Annotated in this window: 13 protein-coding genes; 5 read left to right on the top strand and 8 right to left on the bottom strand. The window is 55.8% G+C overall.

Annotated features, from left to right (window positions below; genetic code table 11):
- Positions 1 to 30: 30 nt before the first annotated feature.
- Positions 31 to 1,005 carry a transposase gene (locus HNI00_RS04175; RefSeq protein WP_316787910.1) on the top strand — a complete coding sequence of 325 codons (975 nt, stop codon included), beginning with the start codon at positions 31 to 33 and terminating at the stop codon, positions 1,003 to 1,005.
- A gap of 131 nt (positions 1,006 to 1,136) precedes the next feature.
- On the top strand, positions 1,137 to 2,693 hold the full coding sequence (locus HNI00_RS04180) for a hypothetical protein (protein ID WP_316790947.1): 1,557 nt from the start codon (positions 1,137 to 1,139) through the stop codon (positions 2,691 to 2,693).
- Positions 2,694 to 3,117: 424 nt separating this feature from the next.
- Here HNI00_RS04180 and HNI00_RS04185 read toward each other — a convergent pair whose 3' ends face one another.
- The 3 genes from HNI00_RS04185 to HNI00_RS04195 form a co-directional block, all read right to left on the bottom strand.
- A complete protein-coding gene (locus tag HNI00_RS04185; RefSeq protein ID WP_316790949.1) occupies positions 3,118 to 3,414 on the bottom strand; it encodes a hypothetical protein in 297 nt (98 codons plus the stop codon).
- 441 nt (positions 3,415 to 3,855) lie between these two features.
- Positions 3,856 to 4,488 carry a Crp/Fnr family transcriptional regulator gene (locus HNI00_RS04190; RefSeq protein WP_068510594.1) on the bottom strand — a complete coding sequence of 211 codons (633 nt, stop codon included), beginning with the start codon at positions 4,486 to 4,488 and terminating at the stop codon, positions 3,856 to 3,858.
- Positions 4,489 to 4,728: 240 nt separating this feature from the next.
- Positions 4,729 to 6,066 carry an ATP-binding protein gene (locus tag HNI00_RS04195; RefSeq protein WP_316790953.1) on the bottom strand — a complete coding sequence of 446 codons (1,338 nt, stop codon included), beginning with the start codon at positions 6,064 to 6,066 and terminating at the stop codon, positions 4,729 to 4,731.
- Positions 6,067 to 6,164: 98 nt separating this feature from the next.
- Here HNI00_RS04195 and HNI00_RS04200 point away from each other — a divergent pair, with 98 nt between their 5' ends.
- The gene (locus HNI00_RS04200; protein ID WP_316790956.1) at positions 6,165 to 6,356 is read left to right on the top strand and encodes a hypothetical protein; all 192 of its coding nucleotides are present in this window, start codon (positions 6,165 to 6,167) and stop codon (positions 6,354 to 6,356) included.
- Here HNI00_RS04200 and HNI00_RS04205 read toward each other — a convergent pair.
- Complete coding sequence (locus HNI00_RS04205; protein WP_316790958.1) at positions 6,353 to 7,306, bottom strand: SPFH domain-containing protein; 954 nt, start codon at positions 7,304 to 7,306, stop codon at positions 6,353 to 6,355. The two genes, HNI00_RS04200 and HNI00_RS04205, sit on opposite strands and share 4 nt — an antisense overlap.
- A 200-nt stretch (positions 7,307 to 7,506) precedes the next feature.
- On the bottom strand, positions 7,507 to 7,938 hold the full coding sequence (locus HNI00_RS04210; protein ID WP_316790960.1) for an NfeD family protein: 432 nt from the start codon (positions 7,936 to 7,938) through the stop codon (positions 7,507 to 7,509).
- 907 nt (positions 7,939 to 8,845) lie between these two features.
- On the opposite strand from HNI00_RS04210, the gene HNI00_RS04215 reads away from it, so the two are divergent.
- On the top strand, positions 8,846 to 10,855 hold the full coding sequence (locus tag HNI00_RS04215; RefSeq protein WP_316790962.1) for a PP2C family protein-serine/threonine phosphatase: 2,010 nt from the start codon (positions 8,846 to 8,848) through the stop codon (positions 10,853 to 10,855).
- A gap of 123 nt (positions 10,856 to 10,978) precedes the next feature.
- The gene (locus HNI00_RS04220; protein ID WP_316790964.1) at positions 10,979 to 11,203 is read left to right on the top strand and encodes a ferredoxin-thioredoxin reductase variable chain; all 225 of its coding nucleotides are present in this window, start codon (positions 10,979 to 10,981) and stop codon (positions 11,201 to 11,203) included.
- Here HNI00_RS04220 and HNI00_RS04225 read toward each other — a convergent pair.
- From HNI00_RS04225 to glsA, 3 genes are all read right to left on the bottom strand, one after another.
- On the bottom strand, positions 11,193 to 11,486 hold the full coding sequence (locus tag HNI00_RS04225) for a hypothetical protein (protein ID WP_316790966.1): 294 nt from the start codon (positions 11,484 to 11,486) through the stop codon (positions 11,193 to 11,195). The two genes, HNI00_RS04220 and HNI00_RS04225, sit on opposite strands and share 11 nt — an antisense overlap.
- An 8-nt stretch (positions 11,487 to 11,494) precedes the next feature.
- Entirely contained in the window at positions 11,495 to 12,286 is a 792-nt protein-coding gene (locus HNI00_RS04230) for a YdcF family protein (RefSeq protein ID WP_297074913.1), read from the bottom strand.
- A gap of 206 nt (positions 12,287 to 12,492) precedes the next feature.
- A complete protein-coding gene (gene glsA / locus HNI00_RS04235) occupies positions 12,493 to 13,527 on the bottom strand; it encodes a glutaminase A (protein ID WP_316790969.1) in 1,035 nt (344 codons plus the stop codon).
- Positions 13,528 to 13,556 lie beyond the last annotated feature (29 nt).

The raw sequence follows: 13,556 nt of genomic DNA on the forward strand, positions 1-13,556 counted from the left end.
AGCCCCCAACAAACAAAAACAATACGTAAGATGCTACTGTCATTTCCTGCACTTGTCAAATCGATACTCAAGCAGTTGTGCCCCCACAACTACCCTATTTTGAACTCTCGCTTGTTCTTTGAAATCTGGTTAACCTTCGTTTTAGACCAGAGCTTAACGAGCATGAGGAGCTTGTTCTATCGTCTCAACAAATCAGGAATCAAGGTTGACATTTCCACCTTTTCTAAAGCCTGCAAGACGCGACAGGATGAACACTTTTGTCGCATCTATACTGACCTTGTAGGACGGCTAAAACGAAAAAATACAGCGACAGCACAGATGCTGTTTCCAATTGACTCAACGGTCATCACGTTGACGAGCAAGCTGTTTTGGATGCAAGGCTATCATCAAGTCAAATTGCTCAGCGGGGTCAACTTAACACAGGGCAATCCCAGTGAATGTTTGATTCATTTTGGTCAGGGGCATGATGCGAAATTTGCTGACAGAGTAACAAGCATGATTCCCGAGGATGCTGTTGGCGTAATGGATAGAGGCTTTGCCAGTTGGGATTTCCTTGACCAATTAAGCCAGACTCAGACACACTTTGTTGTCCGCATCAAGAACACAATGAAGACTGAGTTGGAGCATGAGCGCTATCGAGTCGTTTGGTTTTGCGACTTGGAGAGTCAAACGGAGTTTCGGTTGGCAACGAATGTAGACCTGATGACGAATGAAGAGATTAGTGAAGTCTATCGCCATCGGTGGCAGATAGAAGTGTTGTGGAAGTTTCTAAAGATGCACTTGAAGCTAGATAAACTAATCTCTAAGAGTGTCAATGGAGTCACCATACAAATCTACATGGTATTGATTGCCTACTTGATTCTTCAATTGATAGAAATTCCAGAGTTTTATGGTCATCAGTTACTCGATAAGTTGCGCTATTTGCAACTTGAATTGAGTCGCCGCTGTTCAATCGTCCATTGGAGCCACGATCTGCTGCCTGAGACACTCGTAGGAGATTCATAGGGTCAAATGTAAAGTTTTATGTCTCAATTCAACACTTCTGATATTATCGGCATGACTATCATGCCCTTTATCGTGAATTTTCCAACATTGATGTAGTAGGAGAACTACGATGCGAGGAAGTTCAGATTGAGATGGAAGATTCGGAGAAGCGTATAGTTTACGTGAATCAAGCTATTAACAATCCTCCAGCGATGGGAAACATCAAGAAGGTAGTCTTGATGTTTAGATACAATCCCAATTCGATTATGCTGGAAAGATTAAGATCCCTTGATGAATATATTTTTGGAGAAGGGTCTTCACGCTATTTTGATGAGGTTAACTATCAGTATCAGTATCAACGTATAGATTTAGAAGTTCGTTTCAGACATGGAAACTCTTGGTACTCTATTCCTGTCAGCTTTAATATAGGGTTGTCTGAACTGGCATCTTCCTATGAAAAGAGTGTCACCTTCCTAGAAAAGATTCCGTCTACGAGTGGAGATGACGATATACAGGCAACGTTGAACGAAAACGCAACGTACTACAGTCAGGCAATTTGGCAGAGCCTTGCGCCCGAAGAACTTGCATTGTTGCTTAGCAAATATACGTTTCGAGGGAATCGTTTGCTGGAGTATATTGATCCAGTGCCTCTGACTATTTACGGCAATTATTTGGTATTTCCCTATCATTTTGATGATGCCAGCTACACCAAGGCCGAAATGGATGCCTTTTCGGATGAGAAAAAGCAAGATCTACAAAAATGGAAAGCCTGGAAGAGGAAACATGTTGACTTTGCCAAAATTGAGCAGTCAACGGTGGCAATTGGGACAGGCGGTACTTTTGCCGAGGCAGTGCTAGGTCGATTTAATGCGTCAGAAAAACTGGATCTGACTCGCTTCTGGAACTGGCAAGATTCGCCGATTCCGATCCAAGCTCCCAACATTGAAGGAATTAAACCGGGTAGTCGGGCGATCGCAGACAACACCACATCTGGACAGTTGGCTCCCCCTGCAATTAACCTCATCAACCCTTCTGCTATGCCTGATCCAAACTTTGCTGCAATCCAGGCATTAGCAACCGCCAACCTCTTCCGCGATGCATCCGGCCTATCGAATACTGTAGGTCTGGCTCAGGATTTAGGTAAGAGTACTAGCGTCGCCAGTAGCGCTGGTGCTGCCGCTGCACTGAAAGCGGCCGAGTCTGCCTTGGCTCCGCCGCCTGCTCCAGCTAAACCTGGGGATACACCCAAGCCGGGAGATGCCTCCAAGCCAGGGGAGTCTGCAAAACCTCCCGGCGGCGATGCGTCCGCGGCACCTGCCAGTCAAGCCGCTCAGGCACTCAAGGCATCGGAAGCTGGACAAGCCAAGCTGGATAATGCAGTTAAGTTGTCAAGTTTGCCGACCAACGTCTCTATCGCGGGGGCAATCATCAATGCCAGCCTCAGCTTAGAAGCGGTTGCAATAGCCGCTCAGGGAGGGACACCCACGCCTACAACACGGGAGCGGAGTGGCGCTGTCTCTGAACCCACGCCTACAACACGAGAGCGGAGTGGCGCTGTTTCTGAACCCACGCCTACAACACGGGAGCGGAGTGGCGCTGTTTCTGAACCCACGCCTACAACACGGGAGCGGAGTGGCGCTGTTTCTGAACCTCGGCCCGCGACACCAGAGCCGAAGCCTACAAAGCCTACAGATCCGCCTAAACCGTAATCCTAGGGCGTGCTTTAAAGCCCTTTGATCCCCTCTAGCCAACCTTAAAAAAGGGGGGAAACAAGCCGAACCACTCCGGGAGTTCCCCTTATTTCTAGCGAAGCGGCGCGTAAGCGCGGGGATTTAGGTGGATCGACTCAAGGCAATCAACGACCTAGAAAGTTTTAAGACACTGCCTAGAACTTCTCTGAAAATCGCTTTAATAGCCAAGGAAGATTCAAATCATCTGACTGTAAGTAAACTTGACAACCTTCGGGTATTTTGGCTTAGCGCCCATAGCCGGATGGGCCATGGCAGAGGGAACCTGTGTAATCTGGTTGAGCGTTTGGATTAGGAATTAGGGATTTTAGATTGGAGATTTTGGATTTTGGATTGAGGGGATGCCCTGCTAAAATCCAAAACCCAAAATCCTCCTTATCGGTTCTTACTCGTTTGCGCTGGGGTTGCTGCGGATTTCGCGGTGGAGGTAGCGCAGCACTTCGCCGGGGCGACCGTCGAGGACGATGCCGTGGGGCGGGAAGTCGAGGGCGTGCGTCCACTCGAAGCGTTCGGCGTAGCGGAGCAGGTGCAGACGGTCAATCGCCATCTGTGCGTCTTCGGGGAGGCCGATGATGCAGTGGCGCAGGCGGCGACGGTGGGGCAGTTCGCAGGTGAGCGGGGGCAGCGAAAACTGGGTCGCCTCCGAGATTGGGGACGACCAGGTATATTGAATTTTCAGCATTTGGGGTTTCCTCCAGGAAACGAGTGGGTAGGAAACCCCGAAATGTTGGCCGCCCACGGACATGAAGCGCTGGGACAGGGCGGCCTACAATGGACGCAGCCCTGAGACAGCCCGTACTGTCTTGGGGTCAGGTGTTGGTAGGTGTTGCAACCGCCTACCGACACCGCAGGTGACTAAACGACCAAAATTTCGGGGGAAAGGCAAGCTGCACTGATAGGAATCGAATTACAGCTCGATGGACGATTGTACTGGATGCGATCGCCCCCGTCAATTGCCCTGATGATTTACACTTGCAACCCTATTCATCCTGCGATCGCCCCTACTTAAGCTAGGGCCCAGGTTTTTCTTATCCCGGAGTCAGTAAAGATATATTAAGGTACATTCCAAAGCTCAAGCCCTTCGCGCTAGAACGGCGGAGCAACTAGGCTCAGCGCCGGACAACTACACGTTGGCGTAGGGCAGCAAGACGATGTGGCGATCGCGATCGATCAAAAGCCAGCCCTCTTCCCGCAGTTGGCTGATCAGGCGCGTGACTGTGACGCGAGTCGTGCCGATAGCGTTGGCAAGCTGCTGATGGGTCAGGCGGACGCTCAGGCGGGTTCCCTCCGGAGCAGGCTGTCCCACTTCCCGCTTTAGTAGCACCAGCAAATGCCGCAGCCGATCTTCGACTCGGCGATAGCCCACCATTGCCAGCACGGCCTCCGTTTGCCGCAGCCGCCGCGCCATGTGCTGAAAAATGCCCTGCGCCAGCATAGGAGACTGTTCCACTTCCGACCAAGTGAGGCGCATCAAGTCCACGTCCGACAGCGCGGTGGCGTGATAGGGACGAATCAGCGTCAGCGGCAGCCCAAACGGCATCGAAGCGGAAGCCAGCCCCAGCAGCGCCTCGTCCCCTGTGTCATAAAACGTACCCAACTGCACTACGCCCCGGCAAACCACCCAGACTTCATGTGGCGTGAGCGGGATGTCTTGCCCTGCGCGGAAGGACTGCAAGCTTCTGCCCTGATAAAGTTTCTCCAACAACAAGCGCAAGTCTGACTGGCTGGGAACTTCCAGGGCGAATGACTGAAGCATATTGAACTCCCTTGTGTGAGCGTGCCCTCTCAATCTAGAATCTGCACCTAAAGACAGGGTAATTCTCTGGTTTAGAGAAGGTTAAGATCCCGTATGCTCACGGATACGCAATCATTTGCAAATTTACGCAAGAATTCACGGATTTACCTATAGATCCATCTATGAAAATGCCGTTTAGAATTGTGCTGGCTGCCTGGACGTAGCCTTTTTAGCAAAGCAAAATCTAAAATCCACATCACTTTATGCTTCCTGGGAACCCGTTTCAACGGACAGCAGGCTGGTGCTGCGAACCCAATCGACAAACTGGCGGGCCGTGCGGCCCGATCGCCCATTTTGCTGGGTTGCCCACTGGAGGGCCTGAAATTCCAGCGTCTTGGGGTCGAGCGGGAGGTCATTTTGGCGGGCAAGATGACGCACAATTTCTAAGTAGGTGTCCTGGTCGGCGGGTTCAAAGGTGAGCGTCAGCCCAAAGCGATCGCCAAAGGACAGCTTTTCTTGCACCGTGTCCCAATTGTGGATTTCGTCGGCATCGCTGGGGCGGGGGCGATCGCCAAAAAACTCGCGGATCAGGTGGCGACGGTTGGAGGTGGCATAGACTACGACATTGGGCGATCGCGCGACTACGCTACCCTCTAGCACAACCTTTAGCGCCTTGAAGGCTTCGTCGTCTTCTTCAAAGGACAGGTCATCAACGAAGAGAATAAACGCCTGCGGCACATCGCGCAGCAGCGGCAAAATGTCCGGCAATCTCGCCAGTTCCGCCTTGCTGACTTCGATGAGTCGCAAGCCGCGATCGCCATACTGATTCAGCAGCGCCTTCACCAGCGACGACTTGCCCGTGCCCCGGCTGCCGTAGAGCAACACGTTCAGCGCCGGAGCGCCTGCTAGCAGCGCCTCAGTATTTTGCAAAAGCTGCTGTTTTTGCCGCTCATAGCCCACTAGCGCATCGAGCGAAATCGGGTCGGGATGGGGGATGCCCTCTAGCCGACCACCTTGCCAGCGAAAGGCACGATAGCGGGCATAGTCGCCCACGCCCGCGCTGCGGTAGTGTTGCGCCAGATCGGGCAATAGGCTGGCCCAATCGGCGGCGGCTTGAAACTGGGCGCGAATGGTTTGGGTTTGCGGGCTGGCGGATGCTTTGGGGTCGTCGGCTGCGCTCCAGCTTACGGGCGGCAGGGACAGCCCTGCGGCGATCGCCAGCCATTGCCCCAGGCGATCGCCCGTGCAGGTGGTATAAAGCGCCTGGAGCGATCGCAGGTCGGCGGCGGCGGCGGCCACCAGGGGTTGCGGCAGGTCGCTCAGGTCGGTTCGCTGGGTCGCCTGGGTAAAGGGGTTGTCGTCTAGCAAAATCTGATCCAGCAGGTGCGATTGCCAGCTTTGCTGACGAGTCGCCAGCGTATAAAACCAGTCGCCATAGGCCTTCAGGAGGTCTACCCGGTCGGCGGGCGATCGCCCCAGCGCCGCCAACAGCCGCAGCAACGCCTGCCCTGGCTCTTGCCGCAGCACCGATGGGTAAACCAGCAGCGAGGCGGCCTGCTGCTGGAGGAGGTGAATTTGCTTTAAAACCTGGGCATCCATGCGGCGATCGCGCGTTTGAGAAAACGGATTTTGGGTCAGGGGTCAGGGGTCAGAGCGAAGAATCCTGCACTTTGATCCTGCACCTTATAGGATAGGTTTTGCAGGATATGCGAGCGCTGGGAACACGCATCAACGCCCGACGCAGCGAGTGCGTTACGGCTACGCCCAACAGCACCCTACAACAGCCTATCTATTTGCTACAGCCTACTTGCTACAGCCTATTTGGTGCCGATTTTGATGCCATCAACACACAGCACACAGCGGCTGACCCCCAAACCCTGAATCCCTAGCCCTCTTTCTCGTCCACCATCGACAACATGCCTTGCAGCGCGGCGGGGATGCTCTTGGGGTCCATAAACATCACCTTGCTGCTGTCGCTCTTGCCGATGGTGTTGCCCATGTCAAGGTAGCCCAGCGCCAGCAGAACCTGACCCGCTTCCATCGCGCGGGGATCGTTTTTCAAGGCTTGTGTGACGATGCCGATGGCTTCGGCGGTGGCCTGAGCCTTTAGCACGGCGGCCTGGCGCTCGGCCTGGGCCTTCAGCACGGCCGCTTTTTGGTCGGCTTCGGCTCGCAGCACGACGGCTTTCTGGTTAGCCTCTGCTTCGAGAACCTGCGCGTCCGCCTTGCCTCGGGCAGTGTTCACGGCTGCTTCTCGATCGCCCTCCGAGGTCAAAATCGCCGCCCGCTTGCGTCGCTCAGCGGACATTTGCAGCTCCATCGACTCTTGCACCGCTTTCGACGGCACGATGTCGCGCAGTTCCACGCGAGTCACCTTCACGCCCCAAGGGTCGGTGGCGGTGTCTAGCTCTCGCAGCAGGATTTCATTAATCTGCGATCGCGCGGTAAAGGTTTCGTCTAGCTCCAGCTTGCCCATCTCGGCGCGAATCTGGGTCAGCACCAAGTTCACCATTGCCGCCTGGAGATTTTGCACCTTGTAATAGGCCTTTTCCATGTCCACAATCCGCCAATAGACCACCGCATCCACCGTAATCGAAACGTTGTCCTTGGTAATCGACGGCTGGGGCGGAACATCCAGCACCTTTTCCCGAATCGTTTCCTGAAACGCGATGCGATCGGCAAAGGGCAGGATAAAGTTCAAACCGGGCTTCAGCTTTTTGTTGTAGCTGCCAAGGCGTTCGACCAGGGCTTCGTTCCCCTGGTTCACAATTTTGACAGAGCTAGACAGCCCAGCCGTACCCAACACCAGCACAATCAGAGCGCCGAAAAAACTTTCCATGCAAAACCTCCAAAATCCAATGTGAATCTGATGTGAATCCAATGTGATCAGAGAAACCAATCCGCGACTTACCCGCAGAGCTTCATCCGCAGCGACTTGCCCTCAGCAATTTATCCTCAAACGACTTGCCCTCAAGCGACTTGCCCTCAAGCGACTTGCCCAATGACTTGACCTCAAGCGACTTGCCCAATGACTTGACCTCATTGGCGCACCATATGCTCTGGCAACACGATGAGCGTCGTGCCCCGACGCTCCACCACCACCACTTTTTGATCGGCGGCGATCGCCAGATTTTCGTCCTCACACCGGGCCTGCCAGGAGTTGCCCTCGTAGATCACCCGCCCCGTTTCGCCAGGAGGAATCGAGGTCAGCGTCCGCGCTTCGTGGGAATCTTCGATCAAGCGCGATCGCCGCTGCGGGATGAATCGGCGCGACAGCACCACCAGCAGCACCGACAGCACCAGCCAGAGAATTACCTGAAGGCTAACCTGCGGCACCGACAGCGCCACAAAGGCAACAATCAGCGCACTAATTCCCATCACAAATTCCACAAACGCGGTCGGCAGGACAACCTCCATCATGCAGAGGACAATGCCTGCAATTAGCCAAATCACGCTAGGACTCATGGTCATCAGCCGTTATCCGAGAGAGAGGGACAAACGATACAAGAAGAAAGCCAGGAGAACGCTTGGTTGAGAGACTTTTCAGCAAGACTCTGTGGACGAAAAGACTCCGTGGACGAAGAGAACTATATTTCGAGGAGCAGAGGGCTATGCAGAGACATGAATGCAAGGAATGCAAACGTCCCTGCTTAAATCCAACACGTCGCTGTCACGGGTTCATTACGACACTTTCGACACTACGGATAGCTACAAAAAACGCTGGCAATATTCCAGATGGACGGCCGTTGAACGAGCCGCTGGGTTCAGACTGCGGGTGGCAATGTTTCAGCCAGTTTTGCGTGAAATCTGGGTAACGTCTGCACAAACCCTGGGACGCGCTCGGATTGGGGATTGGTTGGCGGGTTTGAGCGTCTGCCTGTTTGAATCCAGCCGCTTGAATCTAGCCGCTTGAATTCAGCCGCTTGAATCTAGGGCGTGTTTTAAAGCCCTTTGATCCCCCCTTGGCCCCCCTTAAAAAAGGGGGGAACCGAGCCGAACCACTCCGGAAGTCCCCCTTAATAAGGGGGATTTAGGGGGATCGACTCAAGGCAATCAACGACCTAGAAAGTTTTAAGACACTGCATAGCCACGCTTGCAACATTCGACCGGAATTGTCGCGTTTTTTGGAATTGGCGCTATCTTTGGCTAGTTAAGGGCTGCCCTAGTCGGGCTTGCTGAGATGCCTTTCACTCCCCTTCTATCCTGACTGATTCCATCTTGAACGACCCCGTTCCAAAATCAGAAGATTTGAATGATGGCTTAACGATTGGTCAGGAATTTAGAGGATCGTGCCCGACGGGCAAGGCATTCAAAATCCGTCGCCCAGTCTCGATAGACCCTGTTAATTAGCTCAGCGTCGAACGCCTCTATCACGCTTATGATCTCCTCTTCACCTCCTTCGCGTCGTCCGGCGGCGCTGCTGTCTACCCGAATCCAGTGTGCCCAGGCAGATTGTCAACACGACAATCCTGCGGATCAATCGCTGTGTGAACACTGTGGGCGGCCGCTGACCTATCGCTATCTCTGGGTTGTCGGGCAGAGCGAGGGGGTGAATCCGGCCCATGTGTCTCCGTCGGGACGCTATCGAGCCGTGTCGCCACGGGTGTGGCTAGATACGCAGCCCGCCGCTGCGCCCGACCTGCCGCAGCCCTGGCCCGAGGAGGCGCTGCCCTATTTCCACCTGTTTCCCCATCGGCTGCATGTGCCCGTGCTGTTTGGCTTTGGCTGGCACGGGGGGCAACGGCTGATGCTGCTGGAAAATGGGCCCATCGACGGGGCCGGAAAACTGCTTCCGGCGATCGCCCCCAGTTTTGCGGCTGCGTCTCCGACTCGTCAGGTCTACTGGCTGTGGCAAATCCTCGACCTGTGGGCCCCGCTGCGCGACTATGGCGTGGCGGCTAGCCTGCTGATGCCGGATAACTTGCGGGTGGAGGGTTGGCGGGTGCGCCTGCGGGAGCTAATTCCCGATCGGCTGCATCCGGGGGGTCAGCCGTCCCTGGCGGATCTGGCGGCGTGCTGGCTGGGCTGGCTGGGGGCCCTGCAAATCCAGGTGGCAGACTCCGTTCGATCGCTCTGTGAGCAAATGCAGCAGCCCATTGCCGACACGCCAGAGGGACTGCGGGCGATCGCTCTCCAGCTCAACGACCTACTGCTGCAACAATCGACCCAACTGGCGCTGAAGCTGGCGGTGGCCGGTGGCACGACGGCGGGCCCTCAGCGGGCCCACAACGAAGATGCCTGCTATCCGCCAGCCCAGCACTCGGCAGAAACCAGCCTCACCTGGCTCCAGAGTCCGCCCGATTTGCTCTCTGGGCTGGGCATTGTCTGCGATGGCATTGGCGGCCACGCGGGCGGCGAGGTGGCCAGCCAGATGGCCGTGCGATCGCTCGTGATGCAACTGCGGGCGCTGCTGTATGAAGTGGCAGAGGAAACCACCGTGCTGTCGCCGGACGTGGTGATGCAGCAGCTAGAGGCGATCGCCCGCGTGGTGAACAACCTCATCGCCAGCCAAAACGACAGCCAGCAGCGCCAGTCGCGCCAGCGCATGGGCACGACCCTCACCCTGGCCCTGCATCTGCCCCAGCGGATCAACGGTGGCACTGCCCAGGAGCTTTATCTGCTCAATGTGGGCGATAGCCGCGCCTACTGGATTACGCCGGAGCGCTGCCAGTTGCTCACGCTAGACGATGACCTAGCTGGGCGGGAGGTGCGCCTGTCTCGCGCCACCCATGCCGAAGCCCGCAAGCATCCCAACGCAGGCGCTCTGACGCAGGCCGTAGGGATTCATGAGGGCGATCGCCTCTATCCCACGGTGCAGCGTTTCATGATTGACGAAGACGGCGTGCTGCTGCTGTGTACCGACGGCCTCAGCGACCACGGCTGGGTCGAAGCCCTGGGGCCAGAAGTGACGCAACTGCTGTTCAATGACCAGCTTACGCCGCAGCAGGCCGTGCAAACCTGGCTGGAACACGCCAACCAGCGCAACGGCCACGACAACGCTTCGGTAGTGGTGATGCGCTGCCGCGTGACGGCGCAGGCTCCAAAACTGTTCGACCCGACGGTGTTTGACCCGACGATGGCAGAGCGGGCGATCGCCACCGCCATGCCCCAGCCCGCCCCGGATGCCGATGTAGAGCTATCTCAGGCTTCGCGGGCCCTGCTGTTTGACGACACCCTCGACGCGCCAACTCCAGCAAAACTGCGTCCTAAGGGCGATCGCTGGATCACGGTGCTGCTGCTGGGCATCACGCTGCTGACGCTGGGAGCCGCAGGCGTGCAAATCTGGCGGCAGATGCACACTCGCCAAACGCCGCGCCTCTGGCCCAGCGCCCCGGTCGATCAGCCTGCGACCCGCGACCCAATGGATTCCATCAACACCCAGCCTTAGGCTGAAGGATCATCCTGTGAGATGATGAGAGATGCTGTTTTGCTAAGCACCTCTCAAAAATTGCTGGCTTGTTACAAGTCAGACTGTTTTGTATAAGACACTCTTTGGAACCCTTGGAACACTATGAAGGCTGGCGATCGCGTCCGGGTGACTGAATCAGTCATTGTTTACCACCATCCCGAACATCGCAACGAACCCTTTGACCTCAAAGGGCAGGAAGGTGAAGTTGTCGGACTAGCCAATACTTGGCAGGGCAAAGCCATCAGCGCCAACTTCCCAGTCCTGGTTCAGTTCACCAAAAAATTCAAAGCCCATCTGCGCGAAACGGAGCTAGAGGTCATTGGCTAGCATCCGAGCCTGAGTTAGAAGCCTCTGGGTCAGGCTCAGGGAGGTTGGACTTGTCCGACCGTCGGTTCAGCCATCCAAAGAAATTTAGCTCCCGCTGCATCTGGGCAAGATCCCGCTGATTTTCGGCAGCCGTTTCGGCGTACCACTGGCAATACTGCTCAAAGGCCTCGCGATAGCGCACCTCGCGATAGAACTCGTAGCCTGCATAGTGGCTTTGCAGGATTTCCTGCGCCTCGGTTTCGGGCGGCGGCAGAATGCGGCGGTAGAAGATGGGTTCCGGCATGGTCACTCCTAGAGCCACCCCCGCAGTCGGTAGACCAGCAGCCCAATATATTCCTTGAGGGCGCGGGTGGTTTGCTGGAGGCGGTCGGCATCGGGCATGACATTGAGAATCATCGCCTGCCAGGAGTTATCGACTTCTTCGAGTTCTTGGTTGCTAACAAAGAAGTCAGTGGGTGCAGGAATTGCGTCAATGCCCAGCTTTTGGAAAATTTTGAGCGATCGCGGCATGTGCATCGCCGACGTGACCAGCAAGATCTGCTGAATGCCCCGTTCATCCAGAATCTTTTTTACGTTTACCGCGTTTTCGTAGGTGTTGAGCGAGGTCTGGTCTTCCAGAATGGCATAGGAGGGAACACCCAAATCCTGCGCCAGCTTTGCCATGTCGCTCGATTCGGGTGGGCCGCCGCCTTTCCAATAAATTCGCCCGCCGCTCATGATCACCAGCGGCGCTTTGCCCTGGCGATATAGCTCGGCTCCATACAAGACGCGATCGCCCGGCTCCATCACATCAATCGACGGGCGCGGCGGAATATGCGGCTTCAGGCTGCCCCCCAGCACCACGATCGCCCCAGCTCGCGGCAACTCTCCTTCGGGAATATGCTGCCACTCCAGGGATTGTGTCAGCGCGTTGGACAGCCGCAGATTGCTACCCAAGAGCAGGCTGGCCAGCGCCAGCACCAGAGACACTGCGGCCAGCCGCGGCCGCTTCCACAGCGTTGCCAGGGCCACCAGCATCAGCACACACGCCAGCCCGACTGGGTAAATGAACAGCGGCAGGAGCTTGGAAAGAAACAGGAACATGAGCGGTTTGGGATTGGGACACGGAGGCGAAACGAGGAGGTTGGAGATTGCTGGATGGCTCTATCACGCCATCACTTCACCACACCATACGCCATCACCCACTACTCTAATGCCCTCGCTCCTGTCCTGGCTGCTCCAGTCACGCTCTGTCTAAATACCTAACCCTCCAAATAGCTAACCCTCAATGACCAGCTAGCCGCCAGGAGTTACCAGCCGTCTGGCACGTCGCGGCTCTCGATCCAGTCGTAGAGATTGCGCTCTGCCTTGGCAACGTTAAATAAATGCAGCCCAAAGTCGCGGGACAGGTCTTCGCAGGCTTTGATACCCCGGACGCTGTTGCCCTTCTCGTCGAGCAGGGGCGAAAAAGTGCCGATGCCCAGCTTTCCGGGCACGACCGCAGTGATGCCGCCGCCGACCCCGCTCTTGGCGGGCATCCCCACGCGATAGGCCCACTCGCCGGAATAGTCGTACATGCCGCAGGTCAGCATGACGCTGATCACGTCCTGCACATAATGCTCATCGATCGCGCGATCGCCCGTGATTGGGTTCACGCCGCCGTTGGCCAGCGTAGCCGACATCATCGCCAGGTCGCGGGCGCTGACCAAGATGGAACACTGCTGAAAATACAAATCGAGCGTTTCATCAATGCGATCGGTCACCATGCCAAAGTTCAGCATCAGGTAGGAAATCGCTCGATTTCGGTGTCCGGTTGCTTTTTCAGACAGAAACACGGGCACGTTGATGTCGATTTCTTTGCGTCCGGTGTAGCGCAGGAACATATCCAGAATGCGCTTGAGCCGATCGGTGGCGCTGTCTCCCTTGATCAGGTCAGTGGTGGCGATCGCCCCCGCATTCACCATCGGGTTATAAGGGCGATTCGTCTTTTCGTCCAGCACAATGGCATTAAACGCCTCACCCGTCGGCTCCACGCTCACCTTGCTGTTGACATACTCCCGGCCGTGATCTTCCAGCGCTAGACCATAGACAAACGCCTTGGAGATGGACTGAATCGTAAACACCTGGTCGCAGTCGCCCACATCAAACACGCGCCCGTCCGTTGTAACGACACAGATGCCAAACCACTCCGGTCTAGCCTGGGTCAGTTCTGGAATATAGTCCGCAACCTTTCCGGTGTTGAGAGGCTTGTATTTTGCGTGCAAATCGCTCAGATAGGCCCGAAACGGCGATGCCACAGCCTGAATCGAGTTTGCCAGCGATTTCAAGTCTCCGATATCCACCATAGTTGCCTCAACAGCCTCAACATAGTTGC

It is taken from the genome of Thermoleptolyngbya oregonensis NK1-22, from assembly GCF_032705245.1.
In the GTDB taxonomy this organism is placed as follows: Bacteria; Cyanobacteriota; Cyanobacteriia; order Elainellales; family Elainellaceae; genus Thermoleptolyngbya; species Thermoleptolyngbya sichuanensis.